The 20,006-nt window shown below is 37.8% G+C and carries 15 protein-coding genes; 5 read left to right on the forward strand and 10 right to left on the reverse strand.

Annotated elements, in window-relative coordinates; all coding sequences use genetic code 11:
- Nucleotides 1-240 precede the first annotated feature (240 nt).
- Nucleotides 241-2,364: a TonB-dependent siderophore receptor gene (locus tag L659_RS0118425; protein ID WP_024591487.1), complete on the reverse strand. Its 2,124-nt coding sequence runs from the start codon at nt 2,362-2,364 to the stop codon at nt 241-243.
- Between the two features lie 220 nt (nt 2,365-2,584).
- Entirely contained in the window at nt 2,585-3,751 is a 1,167-nt protein-coding gene (locus L659_RS0118435) for a DcaP family trimeric outer membrane transporter (protein WP_010554447.1), read from the reverse strand.
- A 440-nt stretch (nt 3,752-4,191) separates the two neighbouring features.
- Here L659_RS0118435 and acs point away from each other — a divergent pair, with 440 nt between their 5' ends.
- Nucleotides 4,192-6,132: an acetate--CoA ligase gene (gene acs, locus L659_RS0118440; protein WP_024591488.1), complete on the forward strand. Its 1,941-nt coding sequence runs from the start codon at nt 4,192-4,194 to the stop codon at nt 6,130-6,132.
- A 104-nt stretch (nt 6,133-6,236) separates the two neighbouring features.
- Nucleotides 6,237-6,887: a response regulator transcription factor gene (locus L659_RS0118445; protein WP_007584799.1), complete on the forward strand. Its 651-nt coding sequence runs from the start codon at nt 6,237-6,239 to the stop codon at nt 6,885-6,887.
- Nucleotides 6,888-7,068: 181 nt separating this feature from the next.
- Here L659_RS0118445 and purU read toward each other — a convergent pair whose 3' ends face one another.
- Nucleotides 7,069-7,899: a formyltetrahydrofolate deformylase gene (gene purU / locus L659_RS0118450; RefSeq protein WP_007584800.1), complete on the reverse strand. Its 831-nt coding sequence runs from the start codon at nt 7,897-7,899 to the stop codon at nt 7,069-7,071.
- Between the two features lie 205 nt (nt 7,900-8,104).
- The gene (locus L659_RS0118460; protein ID WP_024591489.1) at nt 8,105-9,991 is read right to left on the reverse strand and encodes a hypothetical protein; all 1,887 of its coding nucleotides are present in this window, start codon (nt 9,989-9,991) and stop codon (nt 8,105-8,107) included.
- Between the two features lie 311 nt (nt 9,992-10,302).
- Here L659_RS0118460 and L659_RS0118465 point away from each other — a divergent pair, with 311 nt between their 5' ends.
- The 3 genes from L659_RS0118465 (at nt 10,303) to L659_RS0118475 (ending at nt 13,826) form a co-directional block, all read left to right on the forward strand.
- A complete protein-coding gene (locus L659_RS0118465) occupies nt 10,303-11,280 on the forward strand; it encodes a DNA topoisomerase IB (RefSeq protein ID WP_024591490.1) in 978 nt (325 codons plus the stop codon).
- Nucleotides 11,281-11,490: 210 nt separating this feature from the next.
- Nucleotides 11,491-12,813 carry a L,D-transpeptidase family protein gene (locus L659_RS0118470; RefSeq protein WP_024591491.1) on the forward strand — a complete coding sequence of 441 codons (1,323 nt, stop codon included), beginning with the start codon at nt 11,491-11,493 and terminating at the stop codon, nt 12,811-12,813.
- 11 nt (nt 12,814-12,824) lie between these two features.
- Entirely contained in the window at nt 12,825-13,826 is a 1,002-nt protein-coding gene (locus L659_RS0118475) for a D-Ala-D-Ala carboxypeptidase family metallohydrolase (protein WP_024591492.1), read from the forward strand.
- 110 nt (nt 13,827-13,936) lie between these two features.
- Here the strand turns inward: L659_RS0118475 and L659_RS0118480 are convergent, their stop codons facing one another.
- From L659_RS0118480 to L659_RS0118505, 6 genes are all read right to left on the reverse strand, one after another.
- Entirely contained in the window at nt 13,937-14,254 is a 318-nt protein-coding gene (locus tag L659_RS0118480) for a hypothetical protein (protein WP_024591493.1), read from the reverse strand.
- An 86-nt stretch (nt 14,255-14,340) separates the two neighbouring features.
- Nucleotides 14,341-15,705 (reverse strand): exopolysaccharide Pel transporter PelG, encoded by a 1,365-nt coding sequence (pelG, locus tag L659_RS0118485; protein ID WP_024591494.1) that lies wholly within the window; start codon nt 15,703-15,705, stop codon nt 14,341-14,343.
- Nucleotides 15,693-17,210, reverse strand: coding sequence for a GT4 family glycosyltransferase PelF (gene pelF / locus L659_RS0118490; RefSeq protein ID WP_024591495.1), 1,518 nt, complete (start codon nt 17,208-17,210; stop codon nt 15,693-15,695). Before pelF ends, pelG begins: the two co-directional genes overlap by 13 nt.
- Nucleotides 17,203-18,186, reverse strand: a complete 984-nt coding sequence (locus L659_RS0118495; protein WP_024591496.1) for a hypothetical protein — start codon at nt 18,184-18,186, stop codon at nt 17,203-17,205. The genes pelF and L659_RS0118495 overlap by 8 nt, the downstream gene beginning before the upstream one ends.
- Nucleotides 18,183-19,481, reverse strand: a complete 1,299-nt coding sequence (locus L659_RS0118500; protein ID WP_007584806.1) for a PelD GGDEF domain-containing protein — start codon at nt 19,479-19,481, stop codon at nt 18,183-18,185. Before L659_RS0118500 ends, L659_RS0118495 begins: the two co-directional genes overlap by 4 nt.
- On the reverse strand, nt 19,478-19,993 hold the full coding sequence (locus tag L659_RS0118505) for a hypothetical protein (RefSeq protein ID WP_007584808.1): 516 nt from the start codon (nt 19,991-19,993) through the stop codon (nt 19,478-19,480). Before L659_RS0118505 ends, L659_RS0118500 begins: the two co-directional genes overlap by 4 nt.
- Nucleotides 19,994-20,006: the final 13 nt, after the last annotated feature.

Genomic DNA, 20,006 nt, shown 5'->3' on the forward strand with positions numbered 1-20,006 from the left:
TTTCAGCGCTAACTGCGTTGAATTTACTTACAATAGGCCAGCTATTGACGCGTAAATTCGCCTTGTTTCCACTGAAAATCTCTGGCTAGAGAAAATAAATTTAAATACCACTATGATTCAATACGTTAGTAAATCTCTTAACCAGAGTTTAGGTTAGATAAAATAAAAACGACACATTAAAAATGTGTCGTTTTTTAATTTAACCGCAAAAATCTACAGCCTTTAATTAATCAAATATATTTATAACTGCCAATTTACAGATAGAGCGTAGTTACGCGGTGCACCATAGTAACCTTGTTCCCAGTATAGGCTGTGCAAATATTTTTCACCTGTGGTGTTATTAACGTTGAAAGTGACTCCTACGTTATCTGTAATTTTGTAAGTGGCCATTAAATCAAGTAACCCGTATGCATCTTGGTTGGTAGTAACACTTGCAATACCATTAGCATCTTTAACTTGAACTCGGCTAGTTGAATCCTGCCAGCGATAGTTTGCACCAAATGATAAGCCATCAACTAAAGGTACTTGATAGGTTGCGGCCACTTTAAGTTGGTTTTCTGGTGTGTAATCTTTTACTAAATCATCACCATCAATATTTAAATTACTAAAGCTAATACTTGCACTTAAATCATCTGTAAATTTACCACTTAACTCTACTTCAAAACCATTACTACTAATGCCATCAGCTGCATAATAACGCGTATCACTTGGTAATGAGTTAGCTATAGCAACAGCAAGGCCATCTTGTTTTGCATCAAAATAAGCAAACGTTACAAATAACTGGTCGTCTAGAAGCTGTGCTTTGACACCTATTTCGCTACTTTTTCCAGTAACAGCAGGTAGTTGATTGGCATTTATGTCTAGTTCTTTTTGCGGTACAAATGTTTCTGTATAGCTTGCATAAGCCGATAGAGATTCGTTAAAGTCGTACACTGTACCAATGTACGGTATTAGCTCAGAGTCACTTCGAGTTTGAGCAACGCCATAGGCTGTGCCTTTTGTTTCCCAATCGGTATAACGCACGCCAGCAAGTACACTTAAAGGCTCGCTTAATTTAATGCGAGTTGATATGTAAGCTGATTTTTGCTCGTTAGTAATATCACTACCATTTACGCCATCAGCAAGCGTTGCTTCTGGTATTACACCATCCCACGTTCTAAGTGATGGCATATCTGGAAAACCATTACCTGTAGTGTAATCGTAAAGAGATTGCTCTGTGTAATCCATTTTTGCTTGGCTAACACCAAATGATAGATCGTGCTCTTGATTAAATAAATCAAATTTACCACTGGCGTATAAATCAAATAAGTCATGCTTATCTTCGTAATCATAACGACTTGCATAACCTGTTAAACCAAGTTCAGTGTCTTTATTTGGTGTACCGTATACGTAGAACAGCTCTGAGTCTTGCTCGTTTTCGATGTGCGCATAGCGTGCTCTAGCCACCCATGTTGCTGATAAGTTTTGTTCAAGCGTTACATATACTTGCTCTGCACTGTTATCCCAGTAAGACCAATCAGCAGCAGTACTGGTTGATTCGTCATAGTCGGTTGGTGAGCCGTCGGTGTAATAAAGAGGTAGTGCCCCCCAAAGTGGGCTATCAGCATCTTTTTGTTGGTTAACGTAGTTAACGCTTAATAATGTGTTGTCTGTTAATTTGCCTTCGTAGGCTAAATAAATAATTGTTTTATCTGTTTCGTAGCGATCTAGGTATGAATCAGCTTTTTGCTTTGTAAATACAGCACGTACGGCGTGTTCTTCATTTATTGGCGTAGATACATCTAAATCTAAACGTTTTTTATTCCATGAGCCATACGAGGCTGATGCATTTGCTTGTGTTGTGTAAGTTGGTTTCTTTAAAACCATATTTACAGTTGCAGAAGGATTACCGGCACCGGTCATTAAGCCATTAGCGCCACGAACTATTTCTACACGGTCATAAATTGAAGTATCAAGGCTGCCTTGAATAGATCCAGAGCTTTGTGGAATACCTAAGCCATCAACTTGAAAGTTAGTAATTTCAAAGCCACGAGCTTTAAAGTAAGTACGATCTGTTTCTATTTGCTCTACTGTTACGCCGGGGGTGCTTTCAAGTACTGAGTTTATATCGTCTAGTGAAAAGTCGTCCATTAATGCGCGTGATACTACCGAGATTGACTGTGGTGTTTCTTTAATTGTTAAACCTAGTTTGGTAGCTGATTGCGCTTCTTCTGTTATGTAGTTTTTGTGATGTTGACCATATACCGCAATTTTTTCGAGAGGTTCATCTTTTACAGTTGCTTCATCAGCAAGTGCATAACCAGATAGAATTAAAGAAGTAGCAAAGCTTAATTTAGATAAACGCAAAACTTGAGGGGGCGACATAAGTTTTTCCAGTTAGTTCAAAAAGAAGTGCGTAACTTAATCTAAATGATATCGATTTGCAATTGAGTTGTGTGTTTTACCTATTATTATTCTATTTTGTTGGATTTTAGCGTCACATAAAGAGATTATGGGTACGAATTGATGAATTATATAGAACTTAATATCCCTTATAAAAAAAGCGGCCTAGGCCGCTTATTTAAAGTAGTTAGCTTTTTAGTTATTAAAAAGAGTATTTAACAGAGAATTGTAAACGATCTAAATCGCCATCTACGCCACTTTCAGTTTCACGCTCAGCATGTTTTAGCTCAGCTCCAAATGTTAGGCGTTTAACAGGGGAATATAAAATGTTAGCGCTATAGCTTTGGCTTGATTCAGTCGGATCACCAGAAATAGCTAATAAATCAGTGTTGTTATCAGCAGAGAAGAAAGAGTATAAGAACGTTGAACGCCATTGGCTTGTCCACTTGTGCTGGTAAGCAACAAAACCAGAAGTCGAATCAATGGCATCTAGTTCATCGCCATTAAGTACTGCGCCGTGAGCAACGTTTAAGCCTACGTAACGGCCTAAGCCTTTACCTTGAGTAAGCATAAATTTAAGGTTGTCTTCACCAAGGTTTATTTTACCCGACGCACTAATACCAAAAGATGTTTCATCTGCATCAACACTGCCTACTTTATAAGTAAGTTGGCGAGCAAGCGCTGCAACAACAATGTTACCCCAATCAGCTTTGTGTGTGTAACGAGCTGTAAAGTCAGGCAATGATGCATCATCAGTTACTACCATACCGCTAGTAGTAGAAATTGTACTTTCTGGGTTTTCTAATGAGAAAGACCATGCGCCAGTGGTATATTTAATTTGCGATTGACGAACAAATATAGTGCCTTCAGCTGGGCCTACAAAATCAAGCGTTTCAGCAAGGGCACCCACGTTTTGAAAGTTAGACCATGTTTGACCAAATAACCAACCGTCGTATGTCACAAACGCATGGCGAATACGTGGAGCATAAGAGTTTGATACACGTTCATTGCCGCCAGCAGCTGAGGCTAAAAAATCAATCTCAATTTTAGTGTTAACGGTCTTACCGTTATCCATAACAGTGGCTGTGCCAAAGTTAAAGCGTGACTCGCGAGCATGCATATCAAACACAGCATCTGAGCTGTTATCGTCGCCAACTGTTAGCGTACTTGGTACGTAAAAGTCACGACCTACGTTTGAACCTGCAGGCGCACCCGCTGAATAATCACTCCACATAGAGTCGAGTTTAATGTATCCACCGTAAGTAAATTCGGTATCACCAATTTTTGCAGCAGTTGCCGCGTATGCAGTACTTGATAGTGCACATAGTACAGCGCTTGCTGCCAATGTTTTTAATGGGGTAAATTTCATTGTGGTGTCCTTTATAGGCTACTTGTTATTTGTTACTTTTTTTTCATAGATATTTGTATTACTTGCTACGAGTATTACTTACGAATAAAAAGGGTTGTTAATTTGGCTTTCAATTCACTTTCTATTTTCATTCGTTAAATAAAGCATTTTAGTAAGTACAACAAAATATCTTTATTAGAGTACGACAACACTGTTGAATATGTGCAATATTTACTCAATTACCTATTGGTCTATAAGACTAAGGTTTGAGAGCAGATTAGTTTGTATTTACTTACATTTAACGCGTTGTATTATTTATGTAAAAAAATTGAAAGCAGAAGGATTATAAACTACAAATGAGGAAATTGAAGGGGTGTACAACTAAGGTCTAATACTTAATGTAGCACTGCTGAGTAATCCTTGATAAAAGCTTAAGGCAAGTAATTTAAATGGAGACTAAGATGTCACAAAGTATCTATCCAGTTCCTGCGCATATTAAAGATGCGACTCTTGTAGATAAAAATAAATATAATACGCTTTACAAGCAATCTATTGATGACCCAGAAAGTTTTTGGCGTGAGCATGGCAAACGTCTTGATTGGTCTACCCCTTATACAAAAGTTAAAAACACATCATTCGATAAAGGCCATATAAATATTAAATGGTATGAGGATGGCTACCTTAATGCTTCGTACAATTGTATCGATCGTCACTTAAAAACCAAAGCAGATAAAACGGCGCTTATTTGGGAAGGTGACAGCCCATCTCAAAGTGAGAATATTACTTATCAACAATTGCATGATGAAGTAGCCAAGTTTGCCAATGGTTTAAAAAAGCTAGGTGTTCAAAAAGGTGACCGTGTAGCGATTTATATGCCTATGACGCCTCAAGCTGTTTATGCAATGCAAGCTTGTGCACGTATTGGTGCTATTCATTCGGTTGTATTTGGTGGCTTTTCACCTTCTGCGATTGCAGATCGTATTCGAGATTCGGGTGCCAAGGTCGTTATTACTTCAGATGAAGGGCGCAGAGCGGGTAATTGTGTTCCATTAAAAGCAAATGTAGATGAAGCGGTAGCGCAAGAAACTGTAACCTCAATTGAGCATGTTATTGTGCACCAATTAACCGGCGGTGAAGTTGATTGGAATGAGCTCGATATATGGTGGCATGACCTAGTTGCTGATTTACCAGCAAAGTGTGAACCAGAGCCAATGAACGCTGAAGATCCATTGTTTATTTTATATACGTCAGGTTCAACAGGTCAGCCGAAGGGGGTTGTGCATACGACTGGTGGCTACTTAGTTTACTCATCAATGACACATGAATACGTATTTGATTTAAAAGAAGACGATGTGTATTGGTGTAGTGCCGATGTAGGTTGGATCACAGGCCACAGTTACATTGCATACGGGCCATTAGTAAACGGTTGTACACAAGTATTATTTGAAGGTGTACCAACTTATCCAACTGCAGGACGTATGGGCGAAATTGTTGATAAACACGGTGTAACTATTTTATATACTGCGCCTACAGCAATTCGTGCGCTAATGGCGAAAGGTGATGAGCCAACTGCTTCGTCAAATCGCGATAGTTTACGTATTTTAGGCTCGGTTGGTGAGCCAATTAATCCAGAAGCATGGACGTGGTATTACGAGAGTATTGGCAAATCTAATTGTCCGATTGTTGATACGTGGTGGCAAACAGAAACCGGTGGCATAATGATTACGCCTTTACCGGGTGCAACTGATACAAAGCCTGGCTCTGCAACCCATCCATTTTTTGGTATTGCGCCAGCATTATTTGATGCTGAAGGTAATACACTCGAAGGTGCCGTAGATGGTAATTTAGTTATTTTAGATAGTTGGCCATCGCAAGCGCGAACTGTTTACAACGACCATGAACGTTTTGAACAAACTTATTTTAGCGCCTACCCAGGTGTTTACTTTACTGGTGATGGGTGTCGTCGTGATGAAGACGGTTATTACTGGATCACAGGACGTGTGGACGATGTACTTAACGTATCAGGCCATCGCTTAGGTACTGCGGAGATTGAAAGTGCTCTTGTATCACATCCAGCAGTAGCAGAAGCCGCTGTTGTAGGTTACCCGCATGACATTAAAGGCCAAGGTATTTATGTTTATATTACGCCAAACGAAGGTGTAACAGTAAGCGATGAATTAACTAAAGAGGTACGTAACTGGGTTCGTAAAGAGCTTAGCCCAATAGCATCACCAGATATGATTCAATGGTCTCCAGGTTTACCTAAAACGCGCTCAGGCAAGATTATGCGTCGTATTTTACGTAAAATCGCTGCAAATGAGCACCAACAACTCGGTGATACGTCAACGCTTGCAGATCCATCTGTAGTCGATGAACTAATCGAGAACAGATTAAATCGTTAAATGTGCGTTAAAAACTTGATTACAAGTTGATTCTAAACGTAGTATATCGGCTGTCAGTAATGGTTTTATACCTAACTGGCAGCCGAATTTATTAGGAGTGAACCATGAGTCAGTTTTTAATAGCGGACGACCATCCGTTATTTCGTGAAGCACTAAAGGGCGCACTGAGCGCAAAATTTGAAGGTTTAGAGGTTTTTGAATCATCCGATTTTGACAGCACACTGCAAGTGTTAAGCGAGCAAGAGGATCTTGATATATTACTGCTAGACCTTCACATGCCAGGTAACGGTGATTTATATGGTCTTATTCGTATTAGAGAAGAATACCCAAGCTTACCTATTGCCGTTGTTTCGGGTAGTGAAGACGCTAATATAGTTTCAAAAGTAATGGGTTACGGCGCTATGGGTTTTATTCCTAAATCGTCATCGTCTGATGATATTGCCAGTGCAATTAACCAAATACTTGAAGGCGATACATGGCTACCAAAAGAGTTAAAAAACAAAGTAGCTGAAATTGAAGGTGAAGACCGAGAAATAGCAGCGCAAGTTGCCTCATTAACACCTCAACAATACCGAGTGCTGCAATATCTGCACGAAGGTTTACTTAATAAGCAAATTGCTTATGAACTGCACATATCAGAAGCGACAGTAAAAGCACACATTACAGCCATATTTAGAAAACTCGGCGTGTACAATCGTACCCAAGCCGTTTTAATTGCCGCTAAATTAAAACTCGAGCCAATAGAGCAGGCATAATTTACATTTAAAAAGTCACTTGCTTATTTATGAGCAAAAAAATGCCAGCAACAATGCTGGCATATTTTTATGTGTAGAATAATCAATCAGAATTCAGGTTAATAACAAAATGCATACCTTGTTATCAACACTGTTTTATTACCTCAAAATAAACTACTTAATTAAGCGAATTGGTACAATGCTAAGAAAACACTACAGTTTTATTACCATTAATAAATAGCTTATGCTCTGATGCAAGTTGGAGTGCTTTACAAAACACTGTTTTTTCTACATCTTTACCCATTTTAGCCATCATTTCGGCGGTATTAGCATGTGTAACGCTTGTTACATCCTGCAAAATAATAGGGCCTTCATCAAGCTCGTTGTTCACAAAGTGAGCGGTAGCACCAATAATTTTTACGCCGCGCTCAAATGCTTGATGATAAGGTTTAGCACCAATAAATGCGGGTAAAAATGAATGATGAATATTAATTATTTTACCTTCAAATCGACCCACAAATTCAGGGCTTAAAATACGCATGTATTTGGCAAGACCAATAATATCAGGGTTGTAGCTGGCAATTAAATCACCTACTTTTTGATCGTGCTCGCTACGAGTTAGTCCTTCGTGCGATACAACATGAAACGGCACATCAAACCCTTTTGCTAAAGGCTCTAAATCAGCGTAGTTAGCAATAACTGCTAATACTTCAATATTAAGAGTTTGTTCAAATTGCTTTAGCAACATACCACCTAAACAATGGGCTTCTTTAGTTGCAAGTAAAACTACTTTAGTTTTTGCACCGCAATGTAGGGCAAGTTTAGCGCCTTGTGGCAACAGTGCGCGTAGTTGATCTAAAAAGTCGCTTTGTGGCTCGCCTGTAAGCTCTGTACGCATAAAAAATCGCTGCGCGTCTTTATCTACAAATTCGTTGTTACGCGTAATGTTTAAATTATTTTTATGGCAAAGCCCTGTAATTTTAGCTATTAAGCCTACGTCATCAGCACATTGGGTGGTTAGTATATAGCTCATTGTCCTCATTCTTACCCTGTAATTAATCCTTTCATTATTTGTGTTTTGGCACATAAAGCAAGGGCTTTGTGAACTAATCCAATATTAATCATGTTGTTGAGTGCAAAAGAGGTAATAAAGTTAAAAAGTATTGAATAGAGGTTAAAAAAAATGCCACCTAATTTACAAGGTGGCATTAATACTAATAACCCAGAGTTTAAGTTAATTAACCCTTTGGCTCGGGAGATAAGTTTTCTTCTTGTCTTAAATACCCTGCAGCTTCTTCGTCATCTTTAGCTATCGCTTGCTGAGTAGGTATAGCACGCGTTTGCTGATTTAATTGATGTATTTGTGACGCATTACCTAAATCACGCTCACTGGTGATTGAGGCGATAGATTCACGGTCTTTCAAGAACGCGATAACGTCTTTTTTGATTGCTTGCAATTGTCCTTCGTCTTTATGCATTTCCATAATATGGCGAGGATGTTCAAGATTTTTCATACCTGTTGCTGCAAACGTAGTAGAAATAACACGAGAAACAATAATCCAAGGCGTTATGCTACTGCGTACTAAAGTATTTTCTGAGCGAGTACTATCGTGAATACCAGTACCTGTTGATATTTTAGACTCAGTAAATGTGCCTTCGCATTTAAAGTACACTAGTAGTGATTCAAACTGCATTTCAGCAAAAAATAGATGAGCTGTATTTGTAAGCAATTGCGCAAATGCTTTAATAAGTATACCTATTAGCAATAAGTGAAAGCTTGTCATTAATAGCTCACTAAATTGAATAACATGTTGGTTATTAAATACTTGTTTAAAGCTACTAATATTTGCAGCGTCAACGTAATGATAAATATTAATAAACGAATACGCTAAAAACACAGTAAACGCTAAGGCTATAATATAAAGCAAGTTACCACTTACTAAAGCAAGTAACCTTGCTAGCGTAAAGTTTTTACCTAAGTCTATTGAGTGCAGTTTAGGTTGAATCTCTTGGATCATTTCACCTTTAAAACCGCCTTTACCTTCAATTTGTTCTTGAAGCTTAGGATCTAATTCGCGATAAACTCTGTTAGGTACTTCTTTATAACGACGGTTAGCCATTACTAGGTTGTCTAGGTTTATAAAAATTTCGTCTGGATGAACAGACTCTTGCCAGTTTTCACGTAGTTCTGATACTTCAGCCGAAGGTGTAACTGCATTTAAACGCGCTTTAATCATAATAAAAGCAATTGCGCAGCTCAGAGTGGCTAATACAATAATCGCAATTAAGTACATGCCAGCATGAAGACTAGGTAGTTGCTCAATCCAGCCATCTATTTCTTGTTTGCTAATGTGTTGTTCTTTCATCAACCATGACATAGAAAGACCAATAGCGATGGGTAAAATAAAAGATAACGAAATAATTTTAGCAAGTGCACCAGTACCAAGTGCTTCAATATTCTTTTCTGCATTTCGAGAGATAGGTTTACCTGTAGAGCGCCAAGAAAAAAGCACGTAAAACATTAATATTGCACTATAGACCGGAAATGCTAATTCCCCAGCTTCACCGGTAAAGCCCGACAAAGATACGAATGCAACAAGGCCATAAGCAATAAGGGCGACAAAGGTGCTTACCCATGAGCCAAATAATCGCTGGGCAACATTTCGAATAGGATATGGTAGAAACAATAACTTAGGGATTAAGCTGTGAAGTAAGCGTGATAAAAAACCATTAGGCTCTTTAAATGTACTGTTTTTACGACCAACCAGCATTTCTTCAAGTGATTGCGCTGTGTAGGCTACTTCTTTTTGTTCTTCTTGAGCGGTTGATGCTTGCGATTTACTGTAGTTATAAGCAAGTGAAGTTGGGTGGTTTCTACCTACAAAGTATTTAAGTGTTGCGTAAATACCTGCCGATAGTGAGCGAATGCCGAATGCTAAAATAAGCATGCCAAACACCATTAAAATCCAACCCGCGGTTGTATCTTCTTTCACAGAGCCCGCAGCAATAACAAGTAAACTAATACCTGCTATAGACTCAATGAGTCCTCTTAATGCTGTTACTTTACCTTCCAGTTTGAAGGGGTTTTTTAGTCCAAGATCAATCGATCCATAATCAAAAGCCATTGAATTCTCCATTTAAACAGCACCCCAATTGCGGGGACAAAGTGTAATTAATCTGAACTTAGGATAATAAATCTATCTCAAGTAGCTTTTTTTAGCGCTAAGTGCATTGAGTTTAATCGTAATAGACTTGTTGCTGGCGCGTAAGTTCGACCTGCTTTTACGAAAACCTAAATAGAATTATTAATATATATTAAGTATTTATAATTGTTGTTGGTTTTTTATTATATATCAATAATCTTGTTCAGTTTAAGGTTATTTTAAAGTGATACATTTTATATTCCGACGCATGCTTAAATATAACTGGAGGGTTAATGAAGCTAATTTATGTAGACGATAATTTACCAGGGATCACTCGTAAACTTAAACATAAAAGTTGGCTTTACTTTGATCCAATCGGTAAGCAAATAAAAGAGCAAAATGTGATTGATCGTTTGAATGGATTGGCATTTCCGCCTGCCTATAAAAACGCCTGGTTTTGCCCAGAAGAAAACGGACATATTTTAGCGACAGGATTTGATAGTAAGGGGCGAAAGCAATACCGCTACCATCCTGAATTTAGGGCGCAACAAGAAGCAAAAAAATATCAAGCATGTGGAGTATTTGGTAATAAACTCCCTTTGTTAAGAGCGCGTTTAGAAACAGACTTACAAGGCGATGAGCTTAATATTGAACGCACTTTAGCTGCAGTTGTAAGACTTATGGATTTAGGTGCGTTGAGGGTAGGTAACGAGCGTAACGTAAAGCAAAATAAAAGTTTTGGTGCGACAACATTACGAACACGCCATGCAAAACTCACGGGCAAAAATATTCAGCTAAAATATCGTGCCAAATCAGGTAAAGAACGTGAAGTAAATATAACCGACAGGGTGCTTAGCCATGTTATAAAAGACTTACAAGATTTACCCGGGCAGCATTTATTTCAGTATATAAATGAAGGTGAGCGCACAAATGTTACATCAAGCGAAATAAACCAATACATTCAGCAAATAATGGGCGAGGAGTTTAGTGCAAAACACTTTAGAACTTGGCGAGCAAGCGTTATTGCATTCAAACAATTAGCTAAAGCTAAAGGGGCGCTTACTTTAAAAAGCATGCTTGATAGCGTATCTGAGCAACTTGGTAATACTCCAGCTATAGCACGCAAATCTTATGTGCATCCCGATTTAATTACGCTGTGTAAAGAAGATGAAGATACTCAAACTGCGTGGAGAGAGTCCCTTTCATTACCACGAAAAACAAAGTACTTGAGTCGTTATGAACGTGGTTTTTTAGCTTTTTTAAAAGATTAATTGCCATAGCAACTTTACACACTTGAGCATATTAATTACATATTCTTTAATTTAATTTATTAACGTTTAGAATAAGGGTTTTTAAAAAGTCATTAAATTTCAATTGTTTATTTTGAAACTTTAATTTGGCATTACCGTTGCACCTCCAGTGTACTACTTAGTGGTAAGTACAAAAGCATTTATCAACGATATTTAGCGAGGAGGTACATAGTGAAGGAGTCATTTTCAAATCAAGCGCTTACTAAAGCAAAGGGCTTTACTTTAAAAACTGCATTATTTATTGGCATGAGCGGCTTATGCTCAGCACCAACACTCGCTGCCGATGAGCTTGAAAGTGTGGTACTCGCTAACTCTTCACTAACTACTTACAACTCACAAAAGTACATGCAAGCTGATGACACCTACTACTTTGACCAATATTCAGCGCAGTTAATTGAACGTACAGAAAAAGCTATTAATTGGTATCAAGAAATAGTTAACAAAGGTGGTTTTACACACTTATATCACGACGAATTGCTTGAACTGGGCAGTAATAAAGAGGTGAGCTTACTTGCACAGCGCTTATATCAAGAGCGTGACTTAAAAACTAATGTGTGCGACGAAGCTATATGCACGTTTGATAAAGATTTAGAGCAAGCTGTTAAGCAATTTCAAAGCCGCCATGGTTTAAAAGTTGATGGCCGAGTGGGTAAGCGTACTTTTGCATCGCTTAATGTGCCCGCACAGCAAAAACTCGATAAATTAAAACTTAACTTTTATAGAATAACTAACTTTGCAGGCGCAAGTGATGAGCAATATGTGTATGTAAATATTCCAGAATACAGCTTACGATTTGTAAAAGCTGGCGATGTAAAATTAAAAAATAACGTAATTGTAGGTAAACCAAGTTGGGAAACACCTGCATTTAGCGACGAAATAGAAAAGTTTGTAGTTAATCCTGAATGGCGTATACCCACATCAATTGCCACCAAAGAAATTGCTCCAAAGGTAGCCGAGGATCCTGACTACCTTGTAAAAAATAACATTGAAATTAGAAAAAACAGCTACCTAGACTCACAAACTGTTAATCCAAGCAATATTGATTGGGATTCTATTAAGCCGTACCAATTTGATCACTTTTTAGTAAAACGTGCTGGTGAAGAAAACCCTCTAGGGGAAGTTAAGTATTTATTTCCCAATGCCGAAGCAATTTATGTTCACGATACACCAGCAAAGCACCGTTTTAGCCAAGCAAACCGAGCCTTATCGCATGGCTGTATAAGAATAGAAAAGCCTTTTTCGTTAGCGCGTGAAATTATTAAGCACGAAGGAGAAGCACAGACACTCAATAATATGGACAGCGCACTTGTTCAAAACAGTACTCAGACGTTTTATTTAGATGAGCCTCTTCCTATTCATTTAGTTTATTGGACTGCATGGGTTGACGAAAATAAGCTGGTTAACTTTAGAGATGACATATATCAACGCGATAAAAAAGCACTATTAAAAAATGATGAACAGTCGGTGATTGCCGCTTTGTTAAAAAATAAATAATGAGAGGGTTTATGCAATTTATTCATTACATTTCTATCGCCATATTCACAATTATATTTGGCAATAGTGTATTTGCTGCAGCGCTTACAAAGCCTGCACATCAGGTAGTTGATATAAAAAACAAAGCCAACTTTGAAGATGCAGAATTTAGCCTAAAAATTAACGATATAGTTATGCCATATTCGGTGTTTTCAGTATTTGTAATGCCCAAAGAGCAAGTTGAGTTTGAAGTGCTTTTTGCGCAATCAAAAAATGCTTACACGCTAATTAACACTCAAGGAAAATCTAAGCTTACAGACACCAACCGCTGGCAATGGCAAGCACCCAAAGAGCCTGGTTTAACAACGGTAATTATTGAGTCGCCCGATAAAAAACAGCGTATGAAAATCAACGTATTTGTAAAAGTACCGGCAGACAATGTCGAAGGAGGAAAGCTCAAGTATTACCACATTGGGCACTATCCTAAACCTTCACAGATTAAAGACACTTTACACTACATAGTGCCCGATGGCTTTGTTAAGGTGACGCCTGAAAATGAAAACGTAAAAATATCACCTCACTTTTCACTAAAGGAATTTGTTAGTAAGCAGCGAAGTAAGCACCCAAAGTATTTATTTTTACAAAATAAGTTGCTACTTAAACTAGAGAAAATACGAAAAGAACTGATTTTAGAAGGTATACCGGTTAGTAATATGGTGGTTATGAGCGGTTATAGAACTCCGTACTACAACAAATCAATTGGTAATGTAAAACTTAGCCGACATGTATTTGGTGATGCTGCCGATATTTTTATAGATAACGATGGCAACTACCGTATGGATGATTTAAATAATGACGGTAAGCATTCAATTGGTGACGCTAAAGCTATGGCCGATATAGTGGAGTCGTTAGCTAGACGTGAATCATTTAAAGGTTTACTAGGTGGTTTAGGTATTTATGGACCTAAGTCGCACCGAGGCGCATTTATACATGTTGATACGCGTGGTTTTAAAGCGCGTTGGGTGAGTAAATAGTTATATTAATAAATATATTAGCGCAATTATCACCTAGCATATTTAAAAAGTGCTGGTAAAACTCATATTACCAACACTTTTTGAGACAAGCTTATCAAAAGCTAATAGCATTAAGATAACAACGCCCATGTCATTAAGATGCTAAATGTGTACGATTCGCTAAAGTTAATTTGGCGGACATTAAAAATATCTGAAAATAAACGATTCCAAATTTCGTTAAATAACTTTGATAAAACTAACGCACTAGCGATCCATGTCGCTAAAAGTAACGTCGTTTTTACAATCAAAGAGTCAATATACATATCTATAAGGGCATTTGATTCGTGTGTACTTCCTACTTCATAATTAGTTAATGCAAAGACAAAGCTTATAGCCCATAAGGCTATTGTGGCTAAGATATTAAAACGTGTTGTAATTCCTTTTTCCATTTAAATACTTCCTTTTCAATATTATGTTTAAGCTGTAAGTGCTTGTACTGATTTAGTCTATCCTCGCTCTTATTAAGTATAATATATTATTGCAGCATAAACGTTTCGTATTCTAAATCTTCAAATTGTTTAGAAAGCCAAAATAACCCAACAACAGAGGTAATAATAGTTGAGAGTGCAAAGCCGTAACCATAAAACTGCGGCCCAAAAGCGATTGATAGCAAAGTTAAAACAACGTTTATTACCAGAAATAGCCCAGCTAAAAATAGGACGGTTGAGCGTTTATCTAAATAAAACAAAATATTTAAAATAGATAAAAATATAACCTGTACCCCTACACCGACTACATCAATAAATAAAAGCGTTTTATAGTTTGGATCAATGCCAATAAAGGTAAGTATTTGCTCACCCCATAATAATAAGCAGGCAACGGTAATACCCTGAATTTTAAATATATCGTATAAACCGGCACGCGCAGTTTGGATCATACTGTCTTTTAATATGTAGATCTCTTCAAGAGATGAGCCACCACGAATAGCGGTGTAAAAACGGTCGTACTCTTCTACAAAGTCGGTTTCCATTTTTACTAAAAATACTGCCATACCGGGAATAATAGACAAATAAGCCAAAAATATAGGTAAGTCATAAATTGGGCTGGCTCTTAATGTGCCAATAATTTGAATTGATGTGCTTGGAGAATACCAAAAAATGATTTTATCAGCCCATACACCAATGTTATAAAACAGACCACAAAAGAATAGGCTGTAATACACTTTTTTATTGCTTAAAAAGTCAAAGCTTATAAGTTTTTCACCTGGGTAGCGGCGAATAATCATAAATAAAAAGCTAAAAAAGAGCAGTGCTTCGCCAGCAAAAAATGCAAAAAATAAGCCGTCTAACTGCCAGTCTCTTAATAAATATGCAAGCAATACCATAAAGGCGTAACCACTTAGCATGGTTATTAAAATTAACCGGTATTCTTTCATACCCGATAGAAAAATAGCGCCAAGCCACTGATTACATAAGCTTACAAAGGCACCTAAAATTATAATCTTAGTAACAACGGGTATAGGGAGCATAGGCCATACAGCTAAGCCCACCAATAACGCAGCTATTGTTGTTACAAGTTGTGCACCAAGTAAATTAGGGAGTACTTTTGCCTCTTCTTTTTGAAAAAACAAATCGGCAATAAACCGAGTTAGTAATAACTGCAAGCCACCCGTTAAAATAAGTGAGGCGGCCATCATGTAGGTAACAAGCGTTAAAAATTGAATAATAAGTACTTTAGGTAATACAATTCCTAAACTTAAAATACCAATTAGCATTAACGCTACAATAGAGAGCAGCCAGGGGCCTGAGCCTATTAAACCTGCGTAGCCGTATGCTTCAAAAACTGAGAGCAGGGTATTTTTTTTGAGAATTTTTCGTATCTCAAAACCTATTCCGGCCATGCCATTGTATCCTTATAAAGTTTATCGTAACGGGCAAACATGTGGCTCTCGTCATAAAATTTTTGTACGCGGTCTAGGCCGCTTTGTTGATACTCAAGCCAAGTTTGTTCATTTGTTAGCATGTTTGATATTTGCTTTGCTGTTTCGCTCGGAGAAGCAATTGAGACAACTTCACCGGCTTTACCTAATGCTTTATCTTCATCGGTTCCGCCTTCGATTATTTCGCGGCACGAGCCAACATCACTAGCAAGTACAGGCACACCGGCCGCCATTGCTTCTAAAAGTACTAAAGGCTGCGCTTCGGAAATCGAGGTTAAAGCAACAATTCCGAGCTTAGGCAAAATTTTAGTAATATCTTGCATACCTAAAAACTTAACACTGTTTTGTAAATCAAGGCTGCCTACAAGTAGTTCACATTCTTTGTAATATTGCGGATCTTCTTCATAAGGGCCGATGATCCAGCCTTCGACCTCTGGTAATATCGATTGCGCTTCTTTAATCGCACGTATAAAGGTTTTAATATCTTTTATAGGCACTACACGTCCAATTAACCCAACAACCGGTGGTATCTGTTTTGGACGCTGATCAAGCGCTTCAATAAGGCGCACTGTTTTAATGCCATTAGGTACAACAAATGCTTTTTCAGGCGCTGCACCATCTTTTATTTGGCGCTGTCTGTTACCGTCGTATAGCGAAATGATCTTATCTGCTTCTTGGTATGTTGTTCGGCCTATTTGCTCAAAAAAGCTGATCCACATTCGGCGAATAAAGCCCATCTCGGTATTTAAGTTTTTACCTAGGCTTTGTTCAGACTCTTTGATCCAACTGGCTTGAATAAGATCTATTTTTCTCTCTTTGGTGTAAATACCATGCTCGGTCAACAAAAAGGGAGTATCGCTTATTACACTGGCACCAGATCCTAAAATACCAGCATACCCGGTAGATATTGAGTGAATAAGTTTAACTTTTGGAAGTCCACGTGCAATTTCGGCTATTTTAAATAGCGGTTTATATAAATTGCGGTATGACCAAAAAAAGTCAATAAAAGAGGATTCATCACAAAAAGTTGAATAGTAATTAGTGAGCACTTGCCATGATGATTCACTATATAAAAAGTCGGCTTCGTTAATACCGTCTTTTTTAGCCAAAGTTTCAAATGCAAATTTTAACAATTCAGTCGGGATAGGCTCGTTACAATCTCTAAAATAATTTTGTAGTTGTTGCCAGAAATCAAAGAGCTCTTTTTTATATTTAACCCCATGCTTGGCTTTTATTTCAGAAGTATCATTTTCCACTAAATAATGAACATGCAGCTTGGTAACGTTTTCAGGTAAAGTATATTGAATCTCGCCATAATGCTCTGGTGCTCCACCTATAAAAACAAGCTCAAAGTTATAATGAGGTAACCCTTCAATTATTTGATGAACCCAACTAGATACACCACCACGTACGTAAGGGTAGGTACCTTCCAAAAGCAGTAAAATGTCTGCATTTTTATTACTCATTCCAATACTCCTGCAAATGACGTAATTCACTGCCTTTAGGTTGTTCTGGGAGTTCTTTTAAATAGCGTTTACAGTCGTCAAACTTGTTCATACAAAAGGCAACTTCGGCTTTATAAGGGAGAACATGACGCCTTGCCATACCAAACTCAGTTGCTTTAAGTAAGTACTCATGGGCTATTTCGTATTTGTCTAAGGCTAAAGATATACGGCCTAAAAATATAAAGGTTGCAGGTGTTTTTACGTGCTCAATACTTTGCTCTGCAAGTGCTTCTGCTTTTTCTAAAACGTATTTACGCAGTGCACCTTGGGCTAAACCTAAATAGCTTAGTTCCCAATACAGTTCGGCTAGCTGTTTTTGTAAATGGCTCAATTTAGGCTGCTTAGTCGTAACGGCTATTTCTTGCTGATACAAACTGATTTTTTCGTTGAGTTTGGTTTCTTTACCATCAAGGGTTGAGTAGGCGAGTAGTCGAATATCATCTTCTAAATCTTTAAGTGCTAGCTTTAAAATAGGAATAGCTTGTGAGTCACTCATGTGACGAGCTGCCATTACAGCACTTAAACGTTTATTTGGTTCATTCGCGTGCTTCAAAATTGCTTTAAGTCCGCCAATAGAATAGGTCGGGTTTGCTGATATTGCTCTGGCTTCAAAAGGAAGCTCAGGTATTTTATGCTCTTCTATTTCTATCTCGTCGTTTTTGAGAGGTTTACAAAGAGCAAACGTAAGCGCTACTACAACACCTATAATTCCAAGTACTGGTAATGTAAACAATAATAAAAACATGAGTAGCAAAGAGCTATAAGGAGTCGTTTTGTATTTTTTAGGTATAAAAACATAACTAACAATAGCAAAAAGGATGCTAGCAATAGCATGCAATAATATAGCTAAAAACCAATTAGGTGTTTCCAGTACTTCTATTAGTGCAAAGTACTGGCAAATACACCCTAAAATAGCCGCTACAATAATTATAATCATGAAAGTGAAACCAATCTCTTTATATCATCTGAGCTTATTGGTAGTGCAAGTTGTTGCTCAATAACAATATCAAGCTCAGCTAAAGTGTTACCCGTACGCTCTTTACACCAGGTGTTCATTCGGGCAATAAAGCCTGCTTTTTCAAGTTCATCAGCTAATGGCATTAATAGCAGTAATACCTGATTTTGATTATCATACAAATAAATGTCTAAACCACGGCGTGCTTCACTTAAATAACTCATAAGTTGAGTCGATTTATCAGTAATATTATTGGCTTTTATTTTTAGCAGCTGCGATGGAATGTTGTATCGTTTTGCTTCTTTATTCGCGCGTTTAACTTGGCGAATAAAGTACGGAGACTCTTCATACGTCATTACTGGGTTTGTTATTTCATGGCGCAGTAGGTCGCCAATATGCCCAGCCATAACAGCAAGTAGTGTAAGAGTGGTATTTTTAAGCGCAAAAAATTGTACTCTTTCAACTAAAATAGCGCCATAAATTGTATTATTTACGTCGATAAGTGGGATTGCCATATGGTATTTACTTATACCTAACGCAGTTTTTGCGTCTTTTACTGATACTAATTCTTTTTCTTCAATCATCGCTAATATAAGAGGATCATTTTCAGCTATTTGACCCATTTGGCCAATAGAGGCAAGTGGAGGCTCTAAAACAGTGTCGTTTTCAACTTTATATAAACCCGCTCTTTCTAATAAACCATATTCAACGAATAGGTCGATTATTTTTTGCGCTGCGCTATCAAGCCTTCTTTCTTTTAATAGCCCGATAGAGGTTCTTACTGCTTGTAGCGATTCACGCAAACTTAACGTATGGCCAGCAAGCATTTGCTCTATTCTATCGTGAGATGAATTAATTAAGTGATACTGACGAGTAAATGTTTCAAGGCGATCGGTTACGTACTCAAGCTGAATACTTTGCTGCTGATTAGTACGCTCCCATACATCTCTAAATTCGCCAGTGATCATAATTACAATAATGTAGCCAATCATGGCGTTAATATTGAAGTCGCTTTGTGGTGATAAAATATTTGCTTGAAGTAAAAAAAGTTGACCAACAAGCAAACATAAAATACTAATAAAGCCTTTTGAAAAGCCATAGCGTAGAGAAACTAAAAGTGGGCCAAGTACAGGCCACGAAAACCCTCCCTCAGTCCAAAATGGGTCCTCTGCGTTAAATAATACAGGCAGCCCTAAAGCAAGCGCGGTAAATATAAATACCTCAGCCCATATTTGTAGCTCAGGAACGTCTCTTGGTCTAAGGAAATGTGTTTTCACTCACTAACCTCTATATAAGAAATTAAATCGGCAATCACATCTTGTGCTGTTGCTGCAATGCTATCGCGGCCCCAACCACTTTTAGCAATAGTACCCGTCCAAATCGGCGTTGTTTGTCCATTTTCAGTGAGTGATAATGTAAGTGCAACAACGGGTTCGCCGTCAAGCCCAGCTTTGTAGCGCCACTCTTCAATGCTGCCTGTTAGTACATAGTCAGCTTGTTGAGTGCTTAACCACTGCATAGCATTGTCTAAACGGTATTGATCGTCCAGTGGTGGAAGCTCTTTGGTGTTTACGCGAGGTGCGCGTATAAGAGTTGGTAATTTATTTTGTTGCCAAATACTGGCTAAAATATCTTCAGCACGCTCACCTGCAAGCGGTGTTTGAGCATGATTAACAAGTGGCATTAATGCCACAATTTTTGAAGGGCTAAGCTCTACATCATCAGCAACTCTGCTGGTGGTACATGCTGATAATAGTAATACCAAACACGGTATAATTAAACGAAACATACTCTCTCCTAAC

Origin of the sequence: Pseudoalteromonas sp. S8-8 (assembly GCF_000497875.1) — a bacterium.
Taxonomy (GTDB): Bacteria; Pseudomonadota; Gammaproteobacteria; order Enterobacterales; family Alteromonadaceae; genus Pseudoalteromonas; species Pseudoalteromonas arctica.